Annotated in this window: 19 protein-coding genes and 2 tRNA genes; 13 read left to right on the top strand and 8 right to left on the bottom strand. The window is 65.7% G+C overall.

The genetic code is table 11. From position 1 onward, the window contains the following. Nucleotides 1-16 precede the first annotated feature (16 nt). Both gspN and mutS read right to left on the bottom strand, forming a co-directional pair. On the bottom strand, nt 17-1,711 hold the full coding sequence (gene gspN, locus QM741_RS18200) for a type II secretion system protein N (protein WP_415209036.1): 1,695 nt from the start codon (nt 1,709-1,711) through the stop codon (nt 17-19). A 92-nt stretch (nt 1,712-1,803) separates the two neighbouring features. Then, nucleotides 1,804-4,377: a DNA mismatch repair protein MutS gene (gene mutS / locus QM741_RS18195; RefSeq protein WP_415209035.1), complete on the bottom strand. Its 2,574-nt coding sequence runs from the start codon at nt 4,375-4,377 to the stop codon at nt 1,804-1,806. 370 nt (nt 4,378-4,747) lie between these two features. Between mutS and QM741_RS18190 the strand changes: the two genes are divergently transcribed. The 8 genes from QM741_RS18190 (at nt 4,748) to QM741_RS18155 (ending at nt 12,903) form a co-directional block, all read left to right on the top strand. Then, entirely contained in the window at nt 4,748-5,278 is a 531-nt protein-coding gene (locus tag QM741_RS18190) for a CinA family protein (protein WP_415209034.1), read from the top strand. A 46-nt stretch (nt 5,279-5,324) separates the two neighbouring features. Beyond that, nucleotides 5,325-5,972, top strand: coding sequence for a transcriptional repressor LexA (lexA, locus tag QM741_RS18185; RefSeq protein WP_415209033.1), 648 nt, complete (start codon nt 5,325-5,327; stop codon nt 5,970-5,972). A gap of 165 nt (nt 5,973-6,137) precedes the next feature. Beyond that, nucleotides 6,138-7,175, top strand: a complete 1,038-nt coding sequence (gene recA, locus QM741_RS18180) for a recombinase RecA (protein WP_415209032.1) — start codon at nt 6,138-6,140, stop codon at nt 7,173-7,175. A gap of 355 nt (nt 7,176-7,530) precedes the next feature. Further along, nucleotides 7,531-10,014 carry an endopeptidase La gene (lon, locus tag QM741_RS18175; RefSeq protein ID WP_415209031.1) on the top strand — a complete coding sequence of 828 codons (2,484 nt, stop codon included), beginning with the start codon at nt 7,531-7,533 and terminating at the stop codon, nt 10,012-10,014. 190 nt (nt 10,015-10,204) lie between these two features. Next, a complete protein-coding gene (locus QM741_RS18170) occupies nt 10,205-10,603 on the top strand; it encodes an HU family DNA-binding protein (protein WP_415209030.1) in 399 nt (132 codons plus the stop codon). Between the two features lie 16 nt (nt 10,604-10,619). After that, a tRNA-Val gene (locus QM741_RS18165) sits at nt 10,620-10,694 on the top strand. Between the two features lie 86 nt (nt 10,695-10,780). Next, nucleotides 10,781-10,857 (top strand) — tRNA-Asp (locus QM741_RS18160). 129 nt (nt 10,858-10,986) lie between these two features. Next, entirely contained in the window at nt 10,987-12,903 is a 1,917-nt protein-coding gene (locus QM741_RS18155; protein WP_415209029.1) for a SurA N-terminal domain-containing protein, read from the top strand. Between the two features lie 76 nt (nt 12,904-12,979). Here the strand turns inward: QM741_RS18155 and QM741_RS18150 are convergent, their stop codons facing one another. Next, on the bottom strand, nt 12,980-13,762 hold the full coding sequence (locus QM741_RS18150; RefSeq protein WP_415209028.1) for an enoyl-ACP reductase: 783 nt from the start codon (nt 13,760-13,762) through the stop codon (nt 12,980-12,982). 69 nt (nt 13,763-13,831) lie between these two features. Beyond that, nucleotides 13,832-15,250, bottom strand: a complete 1,419-nt coding sequence (locus tag QM741_RS18145) for a LysM peptidoglycan-binding domain-containing protein (protein WP_415209027.1) — start codon at nt 15,248-15,250, stop codon at nt 13,832-13,834. A gap of 188 nt (nt 15,251-15,438) precedes the next feature. On the opposite strand from QM741_RS18145, the gene QM741_RS18140 reads away from it, so the two are divergent. From QM741_RS18140 to dnaQ, 3 genes are read left to right on the top strand one after another with little or no spacing between them, the layout of a single operon-like run. Then, on the top strand, nt 15,439-16,194 hold the full coding sequence (locus QM741_RS18140) for a class I SAM-dependent methyltransferase (RefSeq protein ID WP_415209026.1): 756 nt from the start codon (nt 15,439-15,441) through the stop codon (nt 16,192-16,194). Beyond that, nucleotides 16,152-16,646 carry a ribonuclease HI gene (gene rnhA, locus QM741_RS18135; RefSeq protein WP_415209025.1) on the top strand — a complete coding sequence of 165 codons (495 nt, stop codon included), beginning with the start codon at nt 16,152-16,154 and terminating at the stop codon, nt 16,644-16,646. The genes QM741_RS18140 and rnhA overlap by 43 nt, the downstream gene beginning before the upstream one ends. Continuing rightward, nucleotides 16,643-17,344 (top strand): DNA polymerase III subunit epsilon, encoded by a 702-nt coding sequence (gene dnaQ / locus QM741_RS18130; RefSeq protein ID WP_415209024.1) that lies wholly within the window; start codon nt 16,643-16,645, stop codon nt 17,342-17,344. The genes rnhA and dnaQ overlap by 4 nt, the downstream gene beginning before the upstream one ends. A 10-nt stretch (nt 17,345-17,354) precedes the next feature. Here dnaQ and QM741_RS18125 read toward each other — a convergent pair whose 3' ends face one another. Continuing rightward, nucleotides 17,355-18,056, bottom strand: a complete 702-nt coding sequence (locus QM741_RS18125; protein ID WP_415209023.1) for a PP2C family protein-serine/threonine phosphatase — start codon at nt 18,054-18,056, stop codon at nt 17,355-17,357. Nucleotides 18,057-18,326: 270 nt separating this feature from the next. On the opposite strand from QM741_RS18125, the gene QM741_RS18120 reads away from it, so the two are divergent. Both QM741_RS18120 and QM741_RS18115 read left to right on the top strand, forming a co-directional pair. Next, entirely contained in the window at nt 18,327-18,509 is a 183-nt protein-coding gene (locus QM741_RS18120; protein ID WP_415209166.1) for a hypothetical protein, read from the top strand. 54 nt (nt 18,510-18,563) lie between these two features. Beyond that, a complete protein-coding gene (locus QM741_RS18115) occupies nt 18,564-19,010 on the top strand; it encodes a VOC family protein (RefSeq protein ID WP_415209022.1) in 447 nt (148 codons plus the stop codon). A 16-nt stretch (nt 19,011-19,026) separates the two neighbouring features. Here the strand turns inward: QM741_RS18115 and QM741_RS18110 are convergent, their stop codons facing one another. From QM741_RS18110 to QM741_RS18100, 3 genes are read right to left on the bottom strand one after another with little or no spacing between them, the layout of a single operon-like run. Further along, nucleotides 19,027-19,623, bottom strand: a complete 597-nt coding sequence (locus QM741_RS18110) for an IMPACT family protein (RefSeq protein ID WP_415209021.1) — start codon at nt 19,621-19,623, stop codon at nt 19,027-19,029. Beyond that, nucleotides 19,620-20,630 (bottom strand): hypothetical protein, encoded by a 1,011-nt coding sequence (locus tag QM741_RS18105; protein ID WP_415209020.1) that lies wholly within the window; start codon nt 20,628-20,630, stop codon nt 19,620-19,622. Before QM741_RS18105 ends, QM741_RS18110 begins: the two co-directional genes overlap by 4 nt. Next, complete coding sequence (locus tag QM741_RS18100; protein ID WP_415209161.1) at nt 20,627-21,178, bottom strand: RNA polymerase sigma factor; 552 nt, start codon at nt 21,176-21,178, stop codon at nt 20,627-20,629. The genes QM741_RS18105 and QM741_RS18100 overlap by 4 nt, the downstream gene beginning before the upstream one ends. Nucleotides 21,179-21,225: the final 47 nt, after the last annotated feature.

Raw genomic sequence — 21,225 nt, 5'->3', positions numbered from 1 at the left:
GCGGGAATTCGCGGAGTTATTTACTGCCGAACGCGCCGCTGGCCTGCACGATCGTCGAGCCGTCCGGCTGCGGCGCGCCGACCTTGCCCAGCGCCTTGCGGATCATCGCGTCGCCGCCGCGCGCGGCGAGCTTCGCTTCCGCGTCGTAGGCGGTCCTGCTGGTCTTGAACGTGCCCTGGATCTGCACCGGGCCGCCGAGGTCGTTGACGAGGCCGATGATGCCGCCGTCCTTGTCGGTGCCGAGCTCCCATTCCATGTCGCCGAGGTTGGCCTGGCGCACGCCCGAAACGACGATGCCGCGCCAGACGAGCTTGCCGGCGACCTTGGCCGGCCACAGGCCGTCGCGCAGCACGAGCTGCGGGAAATGGCCTTCCACGTCGCCGCCGACGTCGAGGCCCGGCAGATGCATCAGCGGCGCCAGCAGCGAGCCGGGGAATTTCAGCGTGGCGTTGTCCAGTTCGAGCGTGTGGTCGGCACCGAGTTTCCAGCTCGATGCAAACGCCGCGCGGCCCGACTCGTTCTTGAGCGTGCCGGCCAGCGCGCCGTCGGCCGCCGCGGCGAAGCCGATGTCGATGTCGCCGAGCAGATCGTGCGAAAGAATGTCGGTCGCGGCGTTGCTCCAGTGCAGGCTGCCGCGCGCGTCCGCCGGCGTCGAACCGCCGCGCAGGACGATGTGCGCGAGCTTGCCGTCGAGGTCGCCGGCGACGGAGGCGTTGTCGAGACGCAGCAGTGCGGCGCCGACCGAGGCGGGCAGCTTGAAGGTGAGGTCGTCGAGTTCGAGATTGCGTTCGGCGCCGAGTTTGAAACGGCCGTCGAATTGTCCCGAGCCGCCGCTGTTCTTGAGCGTGCCGGCGGTGGCGCCGTCGGCGGCGGGCGCGAACGCGACGTCGATGTCGCCGAGCGTTTCGTGCGCGATCGTCGCGGTCGCCGCGTCGGCCCAGTGCAGGTTGCCGCGCGCCTGCACGGGCGCGGCGCCGCTGCGCAATACGATGTGCGCGAGTTTGCCTTGCAAGCTGCCGGCGAGCGTGGCGTCCTTCAGATCGAGCGCAATCGCCGCGATTTGCGCCGGCAGCTTGTAGTCGAGGTTGTCGAGCGTGAGTTCGCGCTGCGGCGTGAGCTTGAGCGAGCCTGCGAACTGCGCTGCGCCGCCGTTGCTCTTGATCGTGCCGGCGACGTTGCCGTCGGTCGCCGTATCGAATTGCGCATCGACGCTGCCGAGAACGGTGTCGGCGAGTTTCGCGTTGCTCCAGTGCGCCTTGCCGTCGCGCAGCTGTGTCGGCCAACCGTCGATCAGGGTGAGGCTGGCGGCGCTGCCTTCGACGGTGCCGTCGGCTTTGGCGGCGAGATGCAGCATCTGCGCCGCGGCGCTCGCCGGCAGGCTGAACGTCAGATTGTCGAAGGTGTTGCCGGAAGGCGAGCGGTTGAGCGTGCCCTGCACCTTCAGCGCGCTGTCCGAGATCGCGAAGTCGGCGACGCGCCGGCCCTGCAGCAGTGGCTGCCAGCGCAGGTGCCAGTCGAGCTGGCCGATCGGCCGGTCGTGCACGGCGATGCTGCCGGCGTGGCCGTTCCAGATCGTTCCCGAGAGATCGGACAGCGTCACCGTATTCGACGGCTTCATCAGATAGCGGTAGCCGATGCTGGCCGGGAGGAAATACAGGCCGACGGCGGCAATCGCAACGAGGATGAGGAGGAGGGCGAGAAAACGGCGCATGGGTGATGTTCCAGGGAAAACGGGGTGGATTTTATGTCGCTCGCTCTTTGCCCCTCGTTCCAGCTTGCGCCGGAATGACGGCGGAGCGTTTTTCAAATCATCTGCTTCAATCGATACAGCAAATCCAGCGCCGCGCGCGGCGCCAGCGAATCGACGTCGACATCGCGTAGCGCGTCTTCGACCGCGCTTGACTTCATGAGTTCGAACAGGCCGAGTTGTGGCGAGGAATCTTTTTCGCCCGGATGCGCATTGACCGCACGCTGCCCGCCGCTCTCCAATGCGGCGAGATGCTTGCGCGCGTCGGCGATCACGGCTTTCGGCACGCCGGCCAGCGCGGCCACGTGCAGGCCGAAGCTGCGGCTGGCCGGGCCTTCCTTGACCGCGTGCATGAAGACGAGCCGGTCGTCGTATTCGACCGCGTCGAGATGCACGTTGGCGATGCCCGGGTGCTGCGCGGCGAGTTCGGTCAGCTCGAAGTAGTGCGTCGCGAACAGGGTGAACGCATGGTTCTTCGTCGCGAGCTGCACGGCGCAGGCTTGCGCGAGCGCGAGGCCGTCGTAGGTCGAGGTGCCGCGGCCGACTTCGTCCATCAGCACGAGGCTGTGCCGGGTCGCGTTGTGCAGGATGTTCGCCGTCTCGCTCATCTCGACCATGAAGGTCGACTGGCCGCGGCTGAGATCGTCGCCGGCGCCGATGCGCGTGAAGATGCGGTCGATGGCCCCGATCGTCGCCGCGTCGACCGGCACGTAGCTGCCGATGTGCGCGAGCAGCACGATCAGCGCGTTCTGGCGCATGTAGGTCGACTTGCCGCCCATGTTCGGGCCGGTGATGATGAGCATGCGGCGCGCCTCGTCGAAGACGAGGTCGTTCGGCTCGAACGGATCGCTGCGCACCTGTTCGACGACCGGATGGCGGCCGCGCACGATGTGGATCCCTTCGGACTCGACCAGCCGCGGCGCACGCCAATTCAAGGCATCGGCGCGGTCGGCCAGCGCGGCGAGCACGTCGAGTTCGGCGATCGCGGACGCGGCCTGTTTCAGCGCAGCGAGGCGTTCGATCAGGAAATCGAGCAGCGCTTCGTACAGCGCGCGCTCGCGCATCAGCGCGCGTTCGCGTGCGGAAAGCACCTTATCCTCGAATGACTTCAGCTCCTCGGTGATGTAGCGCTCCGCGCCCTTGAGCGTCTGCCGCCGCGTGTAGTGCGTCGGCGCCTTGTCGGCTTGCCCTTTGCTGATTTCGATGTAGTAGCCGTGCACGCTGTTGTAGCCGACTTTGAGCGTCGCGATGCCGGTCGCGGCTTTTTCGCGCTCCTCGAGATCGATCAGGAACTGGTTCGCGTTGGTCGACAGCGTGCGCAGTTCGTCGAGCTCGGCGTCGTAGCCGGAGGCGATCACGCCGCCGTCGCGCAGCAGCGCGGGCGGCTGTTCGAGCACGGCGCGGACGAGGTGCTGCGCGCTATCGGCGTGCTCGCCGAGTTGGGCGAGCAGGGAAGCGAGAAGCGGGCTGTCGCAACCCTGCAGTGCGTTGCGCAATCTCGGTGCCGCGAGCAGACCGTCGCGCAGCGTGGACAAGTCACGCGGCCGCGCCGAGCGCAAGGCGACGCGCGCGAGGATGCGTTCGAGGTCGCCGATGCCGCGCAGCAGCTCGCGCAACGGATCGAAGCGGCGCTGCTCGATCAGGCTCTCGATAGCCTGATAGCGCTTGCGCAGGACATCGCGATCGCGCAGCGGCCGATGCAGCCAGCGCCGCAGGGTGCGCGCGCCCATCGGCGTGATCGTCGCATCGAGCACGCCGAGCAGCGTGTGCTCGTGGCGGCCGCTCGGGTGCACGTCGAGTTCGAGGTTGCGCCGCGTCGCCGCGTCGAGCGCGATCGTCTCGTCCGGGTTTTCCGCCGCGAGTCCCGACAGGTGCGGCAGAGCGGACTTTTGCGTTTCGCTCACGTAGCCGAGCAGCGCGCCGGCCGCGGCGATCGCGAGCGGCAACGCTTCGACGCCGAAGCCGGACAGGTCGCGCGTGCCGAAGAACTTGTTGAGTTGGCGCCGCGCGGTGTCCGTATCGAAATGCCACGGCGCGCGCTTGCGCAGGCCGGGCAGGGCGGAGACGAACGTCGGCCAGGCGACGTCTTCGTCGACCAGCGTTTCCGCGGGCGCGAGGCGCGCGAGTTCGGAAGCGAGTTGCTCCGCGGTCGCCGCTTCGCTGAGCAGGAAGCGTCCGCTCGCGAGATCGATCCAGGCGAGGCCGTAGTTCGTCTTGCCCGCCGCGATCGCGAGCAGCAGGTTGTCGCGGCGCTCTTCGAGCAGCGCCTCGTCGGTCGCCGTGCCCGGCGTGACCACGCGCACGACCTTGCGTTCGACGAGGCCCTTCGCCGCGGCGGGATCGCCGATCTGCTCGCAGATCGCCACCGACTCGCCGAGCTTGATCAACCTGGCGAGATAGCCTTCGACCGAATGGAACGGCACGCCGGCCATCGGGATCGGCGCGCCGGCCGATGCGCCGCGCTGGGTCAACGTGATGTCGAGCAGGCGCGCGGCCTTGCGCGCGTCGTCGTAGAACAGTTCGTAGAAATCGCCCATGCGGAAGAACACCAGTGTGTCCGGATACTCCGCCTTGGCGGCGAAATACTGACGCATCAGCGGTGTGTGCTGGGCGAGGTCGGATGAGGACATCGGTGCCGCATTCATGAATGGCCGACTAGTTTAACCGGAACGTGGTTTCGACTGGCCTGCGTCGGTGGGATGCGGTATTCGCATCGAGCGGCGGGCGATTCCAGGTCGGTGAGTCCGTCGCCGCTTCGCTGGCCGGGGATTGTGGCCTCGGTGTCGTCGTGATCGAAGACATCCTGTGGAGCCGGCTGCGCTTGTCGCGCATGGGCGAATTTCGCCGGCTCGATCGAGTGAGGTGGCGAAAGGCGTAGTGCAGGGCATCGAAGTGGATTGGGCAGTGCGTAAACTCCGCGGCTTTCCATACGAATCGGGTAGCGCCATCCGCCTCGCTCTGATACGTTGCGCGTCGTTGAGCTTGTCCGGACTCGTTTCCATGAATTCTTCCGGCGCATCGATGACGGATTTCCACGGTTGCGACGACGTGGAATTGAATCGGCTCGCGCAGACGATCGCGGCGATCCTGCTGCAGCGCGACGCGGTGTTGTGCACGGCCGAGTCGTGCACGGGTGGTTGGATCGCGAAAGTCCTGACCGACATCGCCGGTTCCTCGGCATGGTTCGAGTGCGGCGCGGTGACCTACGGCAACGAATCCAAGCAGGCCGTGCTCGGCGTGCGGGCGCAGACGCTGGCGCGACACGGAGCGGTGAGCGGCGAGACGGCCGCCGAGATGGTTTCGGGCGCGTTGTTGCGTTTCGGCGCAACGCTGGCCGTGGCCGTCACGGGCATCGCGGGCCCGACGGGCGGCTCGCCGGAGAAACCGGTCGGCACGGTATGGATCGGCTGGAAGCGGCGCGGCGGCGCGGCGCAGACCGAACGGTTCCAATTTAGCGGCGACCGCGAGGCGGTGCGGCGTCAGACCGTCGCGGTGGCCCTGCGCGGCGTGGAGCGGTTGTTGGCGTCTTGATTCGCAGGCGTTGACGGAAATCCGCGTTAGTAGTAATATTACTAACATGGATTTGACCGAGACCCAGCAGGCCATTCTCGCCCTGATCGCCGAACGCATCGAGACCGAGGGCATGCCGCCTTCGCAGACCGAGATCGCCAAGGCCTTCGGCTTCAAGGGCGTGCGTGCGGCGCAGTATCACCTGGATGCGCTGGAAGCCGCGGGGGCGATCGAACGCATCCCGGGGCGCGCGCGCGGTATCCGCGTGCTGCGTGCGCCCGAACGGGCGCAGCGCGAACTCGCATTGTCGCCGGCGAAGTCCGCTGACGAGGCGTTGCGCCTGCCGGTGCTAGGTCGTGTCGCCGCCGGCGCGCCGATCGGCGCCGATGCGGGGGGCGACGATTACGTGCTGCTCGATCCCGTATTCTTTTCGCCGGCGCCCGATTACTTGTTGAAGGTGTGCGGCGATTCGATGCGCGACGAAGGCATTCTCGCCGGCGACCTCGTCGGCGTACGGCGCACGCGCGAGGCGCGCAGCGGCCAGATCGTGGTCGCGCGCATCGACGACGAGATCACGATCAAGCAGTTCAGGGCGGGCAAGGGCGGCATCCACCTGCTGCCGCGCAACCCCGATTACGCGCCGATCGAGGTGCGGCCCGACCAGGATTTCGCGATCGAAGGGCTGTACTGCGGCCTGGTGAGGCCGAACCGATGATCCGCGATGTCGGCGAGCGGTTTTCCTACGCGGTCGCGCGGTCCGCGCCGATGTCCTCCGCCGCCGCGAAAAAATATCCTGCCTCCACGACGGCGCATCTCAACTCCTGCGACGCATCGCGATTAGTTTGCACTTCACGCCTTCACCAATTCTGAGGACACGACGATGGACGACAACAAGCGCAAGGCCCTTTCCGCCGCACTCGGCCAGATCGAAAAGCAGTTCGGCAAGGGTGCCGTGATGCGCATGGGCGATCGCACGGTCGACGCGGTCGAAGCGATCCCGACCGGCTCACTGATGCTCGACATCGCGCTCGGCATCGGCGGCCTGCCGCGCGGCCGCGTCGTCGAGATCTACGGGCCGGAGTCCTCGGGCAAGACCACGTTGACGCTGCAGGTCGTCGCCCAGGCGCAGAAGCTCGGCGGCACTTGTGCATTCATCGACGCGGAGCACGCGCTCGATCCGGTCTATGCCGAAAAGCTCGGCGTCAAGGTCGAGGATTTGCTGCTGTCGCAGCCCGACACGGGCGAGCAGGCGCTGGAAATCGCCGACATGCTCGTGCGTTCGAGCGCGGTCGACGTTATCGTCGTCGACTCGGTCGCCGCGCTCACGCCTCGCGCGGAGATTGAAGGGGAAATGGGAGATCAGCTTCCGGGCCTGCAGGCGCGCCTGATGTCGCAGGCGCTGCGCAAGCTGACCGCGAATATCAAGCGCTCGAATACGCTGGTCATCTTCATCAACCAGTTGCGCATGAAGATCGGCGTGATGATGCCGGGGCAAAGCCCCGAGACGACCACGGGCGGCAACGCGCTCAAGTTCTACGCGTCGGTACGCCTGGACATCCGCCGCATCGGCTCGGTCAAGAAGGGCGAGGAGATCGTCGGCAATCAGACCAAGATCAAGGTGGTCAAGAACAAGCTCGCGCCGCCGTTCAAGCAGATCGTCACCGAGATCCTCTACGGCGAAGGCATCAGCCGCGAGGGCGAATTGATCGACATGGGCGCGGACAACAAGATCGTCGAGAAATCCGGCGCCTGGTACAGCTACGGCGGCGAGCGCATCGGCCAGGGCAAGGACAACGCGCGTCAGTACTTGAAGGAGAACCCGAGCGCGGCCAGGGAAATCGAGGACAAGCTGCGCGCTGCGCTGGCGCCGAAGGCGAACTCGCAGGCGGTGCAGACCGAGGAACTCGAGGAAGCCTGATTCCGGGCCGAACGCCGGGTTTGCCACTGACGTCATGCCCGCGAAAGCGGGCATGCGTTGTGTCCGTTGACGGCCGGGAATGGATTGTCCGCTGTATCCCGCAACTCGCGTGCCGCACTATTCGCTACGCGAATGTTCGCTTCTCTCGCATCGCCGTCGCGATGTTCGGCCTGCCTTCGCGGCCCCGCTTTTGCGGGAATGACGCCCTTCCCGAATTCCGCATGCCTTCATCGCCACTTGCAAACTTCCCGATTGGCCACACTTGACGCGATGGTGATACCGCGTCACCCTCGCTGCGTTCACGCTCGGGCAAGGCAAAGCCGTGGCGCGACGAGAAAAACAATCAGGAAACCCGATGGCCAACCCTTCTTCGAACCCGCCCGTCCAGCAGCATTTGTCCCATATCAGCGAATTGCCGGTGCTGCCGCTGCGCGACGTCGTCGTCTATCCGCACTTGGTGATCCCGCTGTTCGTCGGGCGAGAGAAATCGGTGCGCGCGCTGGACATGGCGATGGAGAACGACAAGCGCATACTGCTCGTCGCCCAGCGCAGCCCGGACACGGACGATCCGCAGGCGGGCGACTTGTATTCGATCGGCACGGTCGCCACCGTGCTGCAATTGCTGAAATTGCCGGACGGCACGATCAAGGTGCTGGTCGAAGGGCAGTTGCGCGCGGAGGTGTCGAGCTTCTCCGAGCGCGACGGCATTCTCACCGGCTATGCGCGCGCGCTCGAGTCGATCTACACGCGCGAACCCCGCGAGGTCGAGATCGTCTCGCGTTCGCTCGTGTCGATGTTCGAGCAGTTCGTCAAGCTCAACCGCAAGATTCCGCCGGAACTGCTCGCGACGCTGTCCGGCATTGACGACACCAGCCGTCTCGCCGACACGATCGCGGGACATCTGGCCGTCCGTCTGCAGGACAAGCAGCGCGTGCTCGAAACGGCCGACGTGGCCGATCGCCTCGAAATGCTCATGGGCTTCGTCGACGGCGAGATCGACGTGCAGCAGATCGAGAAACGCATCCGCGGCCGGGTCAAGTCGCAGATGGAAAAGAGTCAGCGCGAGTATTACCTCAACGAGCAGATGAAGGCGATCCAGAAAGAACTGGGTGAAGGCGAGGATGCGCCGAACGAGATCGAGGAGCTCGGCAAGAAGATCGAGAAAGCCGGCATGCCGCCGCCGGTGGAGAAGAAGGCGCGCGCGGAGTTGAACAAACTCAAGCAGATGCCGCCGATGTCGGCCGAGGCGACTGTGGTGCGCAACTACGTCGACTGGCTCGTCGGCGCGCCGTGGAAGAAGCGCAGCAAGGTGCGCAAGAACCTCAAGGCCGCCGAGGAAGTGCTCGACGCAGACCACTTCGGTCTGGAAAAGGTCAAGGAACGCATCGTCGAATACCTCGCCGTGCAGTCGCGCGTCAAGAAGATGAAGGGACCGATCCTCTGCCTCGTCGGGCCGCCGGGCGTCGGCAAGACTTCGCTCGGCCAGTCGATCGCCAAGGCGACCGGGCGCAAGTTCGTGCGCATGTCGCTCGGCGGCGTGCGTGACGAGGCCGAAATCCGCGGTCACCGCCGCACCTACATCGGCTCGATGCCGGGCCGACTGATCCAGAACCTCAACAAGGTCGGCACCAAGAATCCGCTGTTCGTGCTCGACGAGATCGACAAGATGTCGATGGACTTCCGTGGCGACCCGTCCTCGGCGCTGCTCGAGGTGCTCGATCCCGAGCAGAACCATGCGTTCAACGACCACTATCTGGAAGTCGACTTCGACCTGTCCGAGATCATGTTCATTGCGACCGCGAACTCGCTGAACATTCCCGGCCCGCTGCTCGACCGCATGGAAGTGATCCGTATTCCCGGTTATACCGAAGAAGAGAAAATCAATATCGCCGAGCGCTACCTGCTACCGAAGCAGATCAAGGCGAACGGCCTAAAGTCCGAGGAGATCACGGTCAAGACCGACGCGATCCGCGACATGATCCGCTATTACACGCGCGAATCGGGCGTGCGAAACCTCGAGCGCGAGTTGGCCCGGATCTGCCGCAAGGTGGTCACCGAGCTGACCCTGGCCGCGGACAAGGCGAAGAAGTCCGGCAAGGCCGAGAAGAAGCGTGGCAAGGCGACGGTCGACGGCAAGAACCTCGACCGTTATCTGGGCGTGCGCAAGTTCCAGTTCGGGCGCAAGGAACTGCAGAACGAGGTCGGTCTCGTCACCGGCTTGGCCTGGACGCAGGTCGGCGGCGACCTTCTCAGCATCGAAGCCTCGATCGTGCCCGGCAAGGGCCGGCTCGTGAATACGGGCCAGCTCGGCGATGTGATGAAGGAGTCGATCCAGGCTGCGTTGTCGGTTGTGCGTGCGCGCACCGAGCGGCTCGGCATCGAGGCGGATTTCCATCAGAAATACGATATTCACATCCATGTGCCCGAAGGCGCGACGCCCAAGGACGGGCCTTCCGCGGGCATCGGCATGTGCACGGCGCTGGTGTCGGCGTTGACCAAGGTTCCGGTGCGCTCGGAAGTGGCGATGACCGGCGAGATCACGCTGCGCGGCCGCGTGTTGCCGATCGGCGGCCTCAAGGAGAAGCTGCTTGCGGCGCACCGTGGCGGCATCGAGACGGTGATCATTCCGGAGGAAAACGAGAAGGACCTGGCCGAAATCCCGAAGAACGTCACCGAGTCGCTGAAGATCAGGCCGGTGCGCTGGATCGACGAGGTACTCGACATCGCGCTCGAGCGGCCGCTCTCGCCGTTGCCGGAAAAAGTGGAAAATGCGCAAAATGCGGCACCGGAGGCCGTGGCCGAGGAATCCTCGGGAGTGGCGCAGGTGCGACCGCACTGAAAGCGCGGGCATGCCGGCACCGCGTGGCGGCATGCAAATTCCCGACCAGCGTGTCAAGGCGTCTTGCGCATACGGACGTGTCCGCCGGCGTAACCAAAATCGCTGCAAGGCGCATTGCTATTGAGGTTGCGCGCAGTGAGGTGGGCTGGTATAAAGTTCGCGCCGCGCTTCGCTTCAGTGCCTTTCGGGCATGGTGCGGAAAGCGTGGGGTGGCGAAGCGAACAAGCGCGAAAAGTCGGCGCTTGCACAAGCTTCGCATGATTTCGATTACCCAACGGCGAGCGCTCGCCAATTTCTCATTCGGGAGAGACACAATATGAACAAGGGTGAATTCATTTCCACGGTGGCCGATTCGGCCGAACTGAGCAAGGCCGACGCGGGCCGTGCTGTCGAGGCCGTGATCGAAGTGATCACGAAGGCCTTGAAGAAGGGCGACAGCGTCGCGCTGGTCGGTTTCGGTACCTTCCTCTCGCGCAAGCGCGCCGCGCGCACGGGTCGCAACCCGCGCACGGGTGCGACGATCAAGATCAAGGCCTCGAAGAATCCGTCGTTCAAGGCTGGCAAAGCTCTGAAAGATGCTCTAAACTAGGCGGCTCGCCTGCCAAGGGTGCTTAGCTCAGCGGTAGAGCGTCGCCCTTACAAGGCGAGGGTCGGGGGTTCGAAACCCTCAGCACCCACCATCTCGATGCGGGTGCACCACTCGTAGCGGTAAAGGCAAAATCGGAATCCGGCAACTAGCTCCGCGCCGGGTTCCCAGAGTCGGCGCGGAGTGGTAGTTCAGCTGGTTAGAATACCGGCCTGTCACGCCGGGGGTCGCGGGTTCGAGTCCCGTCCACTCCGCCACAAATAAAACAAAGGCGCCGCAAGGCGCCTTTGTTTTATTTGTGGTCATTCATTCATGCGTCCGTCCGTGAACGCGAAAGTCAAAAAGCGGCCATCCTTGGCCGCACTTCTCACAAAGAGCAATCGCACATGCTCCAGACATTGCACGACAAGTTTTCCGGTATCGCAGCCAAAATCATCCTTGGCGTCATCACGATCGTGTTCGGTGGGTTTTTCGGCATCGAGCAGTACATGAATCCGAAGGTGGAAACCTTCGTCGCCAAGGTGGACGGCAAGGAAATCGGCCAGGATCAGTTTCGCGAAGCCTACAACCGCTTCCGCTCGCAGATGCAGCAGGCCTACGGCCCGCAATTCGACGCTGCCGTGTTCGATACGCCCGAGCGCAAGCGCCAGGTGCTCGACCAATTGATCAATGAGCAGTTGCTCGCCAACGCGAACGAAAAGCTCGGCGTCATGGTGCCGGTCGCGCAGGTGCGCGAATACATCCAGGGCATTCCGGCGTTCCAGACCGACGGCAAGTTCGACCCGAACCTCTATCGCCTGCGCCTGCAGGGTGCCGGCCGCACGGCGGCGTCGTTCCAGGACGATGTCATCCGCGACCTGGCGACGCGCCAGTTGCCCACCGGACTTGCCCGCAGCACGATCGTGACGAATGCCGAGATCGACGCCTTTCTCAAGCTGCGCGACCAGACGCGCGACTTCGGTTACATCAAGCTCGACAAGCCGTCCGCCGACGGCATCAAGATCGCCGACGCCGACATCGAGAAGTACTACAAGGACCATGGCGCCGAATTCATGACGCCGGAGAAGATTTCGCTCGACTTCGTCGAACTCGACGCGGCGAAGATGAAGACCGAGATCGCGCCCGACGAAGCCGCACTGAAGCAGCGCTACGACGAGCAGAAGGCGAAGTTCACCGCGCCCGAGCAGCGCGAGGCCTCGCACATCCTCGTCAAGGTCGAGAAGAACGCAAATGCCGATGCGCAAAAGGCCGCGCTCGAAAAAGCCAAGGCCATCGAAGCGGAAATCAAATCGGGCAAGGACTTCGCCGCCGTGGCGAAGGAGAAGTCCGACGATCTGGGTTCGAAGGCGCAGGGCGGCGATCTCGGCTGGCTCGAGAAGGGCCTTACCGATCCGGCGTTCGAGAACGCGCTCTGGGCGATGAAGAAAGGCGACGTGTCCGATCCGGTGCTGTCGCCCGAGGGCTACCACATCATCCAGTTGCGCGACGTACGCGAAGGCAAGGTCAAACCGTTCGAGGAAGTGAAGGCGGATCTGGCCAAGCAATACACGGATACCGAAAACGAGCGCCGCTACAGCGAGCTGGCCGGCAAGCTCGTCGATGCGCTCGGCAACGATCCTTCGCTGGCCAATGCGGCCAAGCAGTTCGATTTGCCGCTGCAGAAGACCGCGTTGTTCACGCGCGCGGGCGGTGAGGGCATCGCGGCCAATCCGGCCGTGATCAAGGCCGCGTTCTCGCCGAGCGTGCTCGTCGAGGGCAATACGTCCGACGCGATAACGCTGGCACCAAACCATGTCGCGTTCGTGCATCTGGACCAGCACGAGAAGCCGGTGCAGAAGCCGCTCGACCAGGTGCGCGAGGAAATCCGCGGTAAGCTCGTCGACGAACAACTCGCCAGACGGGCGAAGGAGCAGGCCGACACGCTATATGCGCGTTTGCAGAAGGGCGAGACGCTCGAGCAGATCGCCGGGGTCGTCAAGGCCAAGGTCGAGCAGGAAAAGGAAATCGGCCGCAACGCCGCCAACCTCGACGGCAAACTGGTTTCCGAGGTGTTCAAGCTCGCGCGCCCCGCGGCGGCCGACACGCCGACGACTGCCGAAGTCGCCCTGGCCAACGATGCCTACGCGCTGGTCGCGCTCACCGCGGTCAAGGACGCCGATCCGGCCAAGCTCGATGCCAAGTCGAAGGAAGCCGCGCGCAACCAGCTTGCCCAGGCCTATTCGAACGATGCCGTGCGCGGTTTCCTCGAAACGCTGCGCAAATCCGCCGACGTCAAGATCGCCGAAGACCGCTTGCTTCAGTAGCGTTCGCCTTCATCGCATCCGGCTTTTCGCGTCGCATCGTGGATGCGCGGCGCGATGAGTCGTGCCGCTGCGAAAGTCAGATGCCCGTCATGCCGAGCGTGTTGTAGCCCGCATCGACGAAGGTCACTTCGCCGGTGATGCCCGAAGCGAGATCGGAGCAGAGGAATGCCGCGGTGTTGCCCACTTCGTCGATCGTTACGCTGCGGCGCAACGGCGAGTTTTGCTCGACGTGGTCGAGCATCTTGCGGAAATTGGCAATGCCAGCGGCGGCGAGCGTCTTGATCGGACCGGCGGAGATCGCGTTGACGCGCGTGCCCTCGGGACCGAGGTTGTAGGCGAGATAGCGTACCGAGGCTTCGAGGCTGGCCTTGGCCAGGCCCATGACGTTGTAGTTCGCCAGCGCGCGTTCGGCGCCGAGGTAGGTCAGCGTGAGGAGGGCGCCGTTGCGTCCTTTCATCAACGCGCGCGCGGCCTTGGCGAGCGCGGGCAGGCTGTAGGCGGAGATGTCGTGGGCGATCGCGAAGTTTTCGCGCGTCAGGCCGTCGAGGAATTCCCCGGTCAGCGCCTCGCCCGGCGCGAAGCCGATGGAGTGGACGAGGATATCGAGGCCTTCCCAGCGTTTGCCGAGATCGGCGAACAATTGCGCGATCTGTGCATCGCTGGTCACATCGCAGGGCAGGACGATGTCCGAACCGAAGGTCTTCGCGGCTTCGTCGACGCGAGGTTTGAGCTTGTCGTTGACGTAGGTGAACGCGAGTTCGGCGCCTTCGCGGTGCATCGCGTTCGCGATGCCCCAGGCGATCGAGCGGTTGCTGATGATGCCGGTGATCAGCGCGCGCTTGCCCTGCAGGAATCCCATGTTGTGCTTCCTCGATGCGTGAATCGCGCCATTCTAGCGCATGCGCGCCGGCGAGCGAGGAGGCGGAATCTATTTCATCGCGTCGAGCGCGGGTGCGCTGAGCACGATCCTCTGGCCCAGGCGCAGCGTCGCATTGCGCGACATGCGGTTCCAGTGCAGCAGATCTTCCATGCGCACGCCGTAGCGGTTGGCGATGTCCCAGAGCGTGTCGCCCGCACGCACGGTGCACGTGCTTCCTGCGCCCGCCGTGGAAGCCGGGGTTGCCGTCGCGACCGGTGCCGGCGCCGATTCTTCGCCGCGCGCGGGCAGCATCAGGCGCGTGCCCGCCGGCAGCGTGGCCGTCGCCGCGGGGACGCGATTGATCTGTGCGAGTGCAACGGCATCGACGTCGTAGGCCATGGCGAGCGTGTCCAGGCTCTGCGGTCGTTGCAGCTTTGCTTCGCGCCAGCTACGCCAGGCGTATTGCGGAAGCATGCCGAGCGTCTTCTCGACCGCCGCGCGCCGCGTCGCAGGCACGAGCAGGTGGAACGGGCCGCCCTCGGGCATGCGGCCCTGTAGATAGGCCGGATTGAGCCGTTGCAGTCGCGGGTAATCCATGCCGGCCAGTTTCGCTGCGAGGTGCAGGTCCAGCGGCGCGGGCAGTTCGAGCAGGGCCGTGGCGTCCTCCGCGACGGGTTCGGGCAGTTCGACGCGGTAACGTTCGGGCTTGGAGACGATGCAGGCGATGGCAAGCAGCTTGATCAGGTGTTCGTAATTGACCTGGTTCAGGCGCAATTTCGCGATTCCGGCCGGTGCGATGCTGCGTTGCTTGCCGAGCGCGGCGCGCACGCTGTTCTCGCCTGCGTTGAACGCCATGTTGGCGAGCCGCCAGTCGCCGAAGCTTTCTTTGTACTGTTTGAGCAGCGCGAGCGCGGTGCGGCTCGATGCGGCGACATCAAGCCTGCCGTCGTATTCGCCATCGACGCGCAGGCCGTTCTCGCGTGCCGTAAACGGCATCAGTTGCCACATGCCGGCGACGCCGTCGCCCTGCGCGGGGACCATCGTATAGCTCGATTCCACCCACGGCAGGAAGGCGAATTCGCCGGGCATGTCGTATTTTTCGATCTGCTCGGTGACGACGAGCAGGAACGGCATCGCGTCTTTCAACGCGACGGCGAGATGAAACGGGCTCGATGCCATCTGCGCGGCGAACTGGCGCACGTCAGGACTGTAGTCACAGCCGGGCATCGCATAACGTGCGCGCAGGCGCGGCCAAGGCGAGGATGGAATGGGCAGCTCGACGGTTTTCGGCTCGATGGCGAGGTCGGATACGACCACCGGTGCCGGTGTCCGTGCGATCGCCGCGTCGGCGCTCGGGCGCACCATCGGCGCACTGCATGCCGCAAGCAGGATGCAGGCGGCACCCAAGGTCGCGCAACACGCGCTGGCCGCGAGCAGACGACTGTCGCGCCCCACAGCACGGTCGCGGCTGTCAGCCTCGCATTGCATGGCTGGAAATCATCCGTTCGGGTCCGCTCGAAACGATGGCGGCGACTATAGCAGGCAGTCAGAAATCCGCCATTAAAAAGTCATAAAGACATAACGAAAAAATAACAAATTGGTTGGCAGGATTTCAGCATCGTAAATCTGGTCTAATTCCCTCTCCGCACATCGCATCGCCACGTAACAACGGCTCCATGCCTTTCGATTCGACCCATTCGCGTCGCCATGCCGCGCTGCAACGCCTGTACGAGCAGGAACTGGCGGCACTGGCCCCGATCCTTGCCGGCGTCTACGGCAATGCGGGTCTGCTGCTGCGCGCGGACGAAGCGATGGGCGGACGCCTGCCGGCGCACTTGCTCGGTACGCTGATCGAGCTGACGTTGGACGACGCGCGGACATTGCGCGGCAGCCTTTCGTGCGCAGCAGGCGAACTGCCGTTGGCGAGCGAGAGCTGCAAGCTCGTCGTCGTCCAGCATCTGTTCGAGCGCCTCGGCGATCCGGCCGCCTGCGCCGGCGAGATCGCGCGCGTACTCGCGTCCGAAGGCGTGCTGCTCGTGCTCGGGTTCAATCCGCTGAGCCTGTGGCGACCGTGGCTGGCTTCGGCCGCGCGTCGTGCGCAGGCGGAATTGCGCTTCCGCTCCTCGCAAAGCTGCGGCGCGCTGTTCGCAGCCCTTGGCATGGATGTGCTGCAAACGCGCTATTTCGGCGCCTTGTCGCCGTGGCTGAAGCCGGATCCGGCGGCGGGTGAAGCGGAACGGGAAGCGCGGACCGAGCGATGGCTGCGATTCCGTGGCAGCTGGCTGCTGCTCGCGCGCAAGCGTCGCAGCGCGCTGACGCCGTTGCGCCTGCGTCGCGACGTGCGCGAACTCGCGCGCAACCCGCGCCTCGCGCCCGGCGCGCACCGCGAATGCGCCAGCGCGCTCGCGCCGATCGAGGAAAAGTGCGCGTGAGTGCCGCCACGGTCGTCGAGGCATTCACCGACGGCGCCTGTCTGGGCAATCCGGGGCCCGGCGGCTGGGCTGCACTGTTGCGTTACAAGAAAACAGAGAAGTGGGTGAGCGGCAACGAAGGGGAGACGACGAACAACCGCATGGAACTCATGGGTGCGATCGCCGCGCTCGAGGCGTTGAAAAGGCCTTCGAACGTGCGCCTGACCACCGACTCGCAGTACGTCAAGCAAGGCATCGAGACTTGGGTACCGCGTTGGCGCGCGAACGGCTGGCGTACGGCCGACAGGAAGCCGGTGAAGAACCAGGACCTGTGGGAACGCCTCGTCGCGGCGACCGCACCGCACGAGGTGGAATGGCATTGGACGCGTGGGCACTCGGGGCACGAGGAGAACGAGCGTGTCGACCAGCGTGCGCGTAGTGAAGCGCTGACCGCTCAGGAGAACAGGCTGTGAGGCAAGTGGTGCTCGATACGGAAACGACGGGGCTGGAGGTCAACAAGGGCCATCGCATCGTCGAGATCGGCTGCGTGGAACTGCTCGAGCGCCGGCCGACCGGACGCGAGTTCCATCGTTATGTCAACCCGCAGCGCGCGATGGACGAGGGTGCCACGGCGGTCAGCGGCATCACCGACGATTTCCTCGTCGACAAGCCCGTGTTCGCCGAGGTCGCCGACGAATTCCTCGCCTTCATCGACGGCGCCGAACTGATCGCGCACAACGCGAGCTTCGACATGGGCTTCCTCGAAGCCGAGTTCGCGCGTCTGGAAACGCCCGTGCGCGTCGCCGAGCGCGTCGGCGTGCTCGACACGCTATCGCTCGCGCGCGAAAAATATCCGGGTCAGAAGAACAATCTCGATGCGCTATGCAAGCGCCTCGGCGTCGACAACAGCCATCGCGATCTGCATGGCGCGTTGCTCGACGCGCAATTGCTCGCCGACGTCTATCTCGCGATGACCGCAGGGCAGGGCGATCTCGGTCTCGGATCGGGCAGCGAACCGGTTCGGGAGCACGTCCACACGGCCGTCGCTTCGCTGATCGACGCCGCGATCCGCGTGCGCTACGCCGATGCGGCGGAGACGGCCGCGCACGAAGCGCGCTTGGCCGCCATCCAGAAGGCCAGCCGCGACAACTGCCGCTGGCTGAGGGATTGACGCGACCGCTTCAGCGATTGCGCACGAGCACCGCGGTCACGTTGTCCGAGCCGCCGCCGTCGAGCGCGGCGAGGATCAAATGGTCGACGCATTCCTGCGCGGACAGGTCCGAGCGCGCGAGGATCGCGGAAATCTGCGGGTCGTCGACTTCTTCGGTCAGTCCGTCCGAGCACAGCAGCATCTGCATGCCGGGCGAGAGTTTCCCGTGCAGCGTCTCCACACGCAGGCTCTGTGGATCGGTCACGCCGAGCGCCTGCGTGACGACGTTGCGATGCGGATGCGTGCGCGCCTGCTCCTGCGTGATCGCGCCCTGGCGAATCAGTTCCTGCACGTAGGAATGATCCTGCGAAATCTGCTTGAGCGTGCCGTCCCAGAGATAGATGCGGCTGTCGCCGACCCAGCAGGCTTCGTATTCGGCGCCGGTGAGATGCAGGGCGACGATCGTCGTGCCCATCGGCAGCGCCTCGGAACGACGGCCGGACAGCCGCAGGATGTCGGCATCCGCGCTCTGCACGGCCCGCTCCAGGCTGCCGCCGGAACGGACCTCGCGCACTACCGCGTCGCGCGCGAGCGCACTCGCCACTTCGCCGTGCGCATGGCCGCCCATGCCGTCGGCGACGAGCCAGAGGCCGATGTCGGCGTCGGCATAGTAGGTGTCCTCGTTATGCTCGCGGCGCAGGCCGATATGGGTGCCGTGTCCGAATTCGATCATGTCGTGTTCTTGTTTCGACCGGGCCCGAAGGATGCACGCGTCCCCCGTCGCGACTACCGCATTCCGGCTTGGGCCTGGTGCCGGTGCGCATAGCATGACGGCGAGGGGCGAGGGGTGCAAGTCGCAATCCGGGGTAGGAAAACGCGGCCGTGCGAAGCGCCCCTGCTCACCGATAAAAAGGGGCAAACGAAGGGAATTCGAACCGGGCCACGGTCTCTTCGCTCACGCAGCGAATCGCAAGCGTGCGAGCTCGCCGTACAGGCCGCCCGCTTGCAGCAGTTCGGCATGCGTGCCCTCGGCGACGATGCGGCCGGCGGACTGGTGGAATCGGTCATCGAGCGGGATGAGAACCTGGACCGGATCGCAATGGTGCCGCACGCGGCCGAATTCAATCCATCGAATCGCGCCGTGCAACTGCCGCGCCAGCGCGATCGAGATCGGAAACGTTCATGACGGACGGCGGTGCAGGGTGGAAAATGCGCATATCGCCATAATCCGGAGCGAGCGATGAAAATCCATGAAGTATTCGCCTACCTGTGCGTGTCGGACGCCGTCGCGGCGATCGATTTCTACGCGCGTGCGTTCGGCGCGCGCGAGCAGTTCCGCCTGACCGAACCGGACGGCCGCATCGGCCACGCCGAACTCGATTTCGGCGGCACGACGATCATGCTCAGCCACGAATTCCCCGAATACCGCATTCCTTCTCCCACGACGCTGCGCGGAACGCCGGTGAGCATCCACCTGCACGTCGATAACGCCGACGAAGTTGTCGCGCGGGCCGTGGTGGCCGGCGCGACGGTCGAGCGCCCGGTCGCGGACCAGTTTTACGGCGAGCGCGGCGGGGTCGTGCGCGATCCGTTCGGGCATCGCTGGAACATCGGCCACGAGATCGAGAAGCTTACGCCCGAAGAGATGCAGCGCCGCTACATGGCATTGTTCGATCGCGGCGGTTAGTGCCGCCGGGCGGAATTCAGTCGAGCACTTTCACTACGCTGCGCCCGCGCGTCGCGTCGGCGAGCAGCCGGCGCAGCACCGCGACTTGTTCGGTCGGCAGCGCCAGACGCAGCAAGGCGCCATTCGCGACGAACGTCTCGGCGAGTTTTTCCGCCCGCAAGTCGGCCAGGCGCGCATGCAGCAGGAGCAGGGCGGCGAACGGCAGCGTGAATTCCACGGTCGCGAGTTCGACTAGCTCGGCCTTCGCGGCGAGGCGCAGGCATTCCGCGGCGCAGCCGCCGTAGGCGCGCGCGAGCCCGCCCGCGCCGAGCTTGATGCCGCCGTACCAGCGCGTGACGACGACGACGGTGGCGTCCATCCGCTGCGCGTCGATCGCCTGCAGGATCGGCCGGCCGGCGGTGCCAGCCGGTTCGCCGTCGTCGTTGAAGCGGTACTGCTGGCCGATGCGATAGGCCCAGCAGTTGTGCGTCGCCGACGTGTCCCCGGTCGCGGCGACGAAATCCAGCGCCGCGGCGGCCGAGCGCGCATTTGCCGCATTTGCCACAAATATACTTTTGCGGATTTCCTGACGCAGCGACGTCGGCGCGGCGAGGGCGAAACGCACGCTGCTCATTCGAGTCCGCGCAAGTCGGACGGTACGCGGAAATCCGGATGCCGCGCGCGCAGGTCGGCGAGCGCCTGCCGGGCCGCATCGCGGCGACCGTCGCGCAGCATCGCGCGCACGATCTCGACCCAGGCGGCGGGCGGCGGCGGATCGGGGGGGTAGACGCCGCTGCGCGCCGGCGCCGCGGCCGTAGCGGCGATTTCCCAGCGGTAGCGCGAAGGTGCGGAGGAAGGATCGGGCCCGATCGCGAACGACGATCCTCCCGCCGCTGCGCCGGCGACGAACGCTTGTGCCGCGACGGCGCGTTCGACATCCGCGGCTTCGCGCAACGGCGGCTGGTGCGCAGCGGCAACGACCGATGCCAGCGACGTTTCCGCTTCCGGCACCTCGGCCGGCTCGGCCGCGCGTTGCGGCGGGGCCACGGCTGCCGGCGGCGCGCTTTTCGTCGACGGCGGGAACGCGGCGGGTTCGTCGATTGCGGACGGCGGTGCGGGTATCGATGCGGCCGGTTTCGCCTCGGCTCCGGCGTTGTCCGCAGTGGCGGAGGATTCCGGTTTCCCGGCGATGACCCGGTGCAGCTTGTGTCGGTATTGCGCGGTTGCGTCCACCGAGGTTGGCGGCGCAGCGGTCGCCGGCATCGGCGTGGCGCGTTCGCCTTGCGTGGCGCCCGGCGCCGTAGCGGCGCCGGATGCGGCCTCGCGCGTCGGCGAAGCCGACGGCATGAGCCGCCATGCGAGCCCAGCGGCGAGCACTAGCGTAGCCGCCGCGCCGAACGTCGGCAGCCAGCGTCGTGCGCGCAACTTGCCCGCCGGCGCCGCCGCGTCCACGTCTTCGCGCAGCGCGCGATGCGCGTGCGCGCGCACGTACGCATCGAGCGCGGCGTCGGGTTCGGGGTGCGGCAGCTTGCGATACAGCGTGACCAGGCGCGAATCCTCTTCGCGCAGGAACGCATCGAACCCGGCATCGAAGCCGTGTCCGTTCGATGTCGTCTGCGCAGGTTTCTTGACGTCGCTCATTCGGCCAACCTCTCGCGTATTTTGGCGAATGCGTAACGCAGGCGCGACTTCACCGTTTCCTGGCCCGCGCCGGTGACCTGCGCGATTTCGTCGAGACTGAGCTCCGACTCCATGCGTAGCAGGAATGCGACGCGCTGTTCGTCGGGCAGCGCTTCCAGCGCAAGTTGCAGGCGCCGGCGTTCCTCGAATTCGCCGAGCACGCGGTCGGGCTGTTCGCGCTCCGGCATGTCGAGCAGGCCGAACACATGCTCGGCTTCGTCCGCGCTTGCCTGCGGCCGCGCGCGGCGCAGGTGGTCGACGACGAGGTTGTGCGCGATCTGCAGCAGCCAGGTGCTGAACTTCGCCTCGACGCGATAGCGCGAGCGCGCCTGGATCGCACGGCTCCAGGTGTCCTGGAACAGTTCGTCGGCAACCGCGCGCTCGGGGACGCTGCGCAGGATGAACCGGTAGAGCATGCCGCGCACGCGTGCGTACAGCTCGTCGAACGCGAGCGCGTCGCCGCGCGCATAGGCGAGCATCAATTCCTCGTCGGTCCGGTCCGTCCCCATCGGCGCGCAGGGTACGACAAATCCCTCGCGCGCGGCAGCCGCCGGAC

It is taken from the genome of Rudaea sp. (assembly GCF_047601565.1).
Lineage (GTDB): Bacteria > Pseudomonadota > Gammaproteobacteria > Xanthomonadales > Rhodanobacteraceae > Rudaea.
The sequence above is the reverse complement of the archived record's forward strand: the minus strand, read 5'-3'. Positions and strand labels throughout refer to the sequence as shown.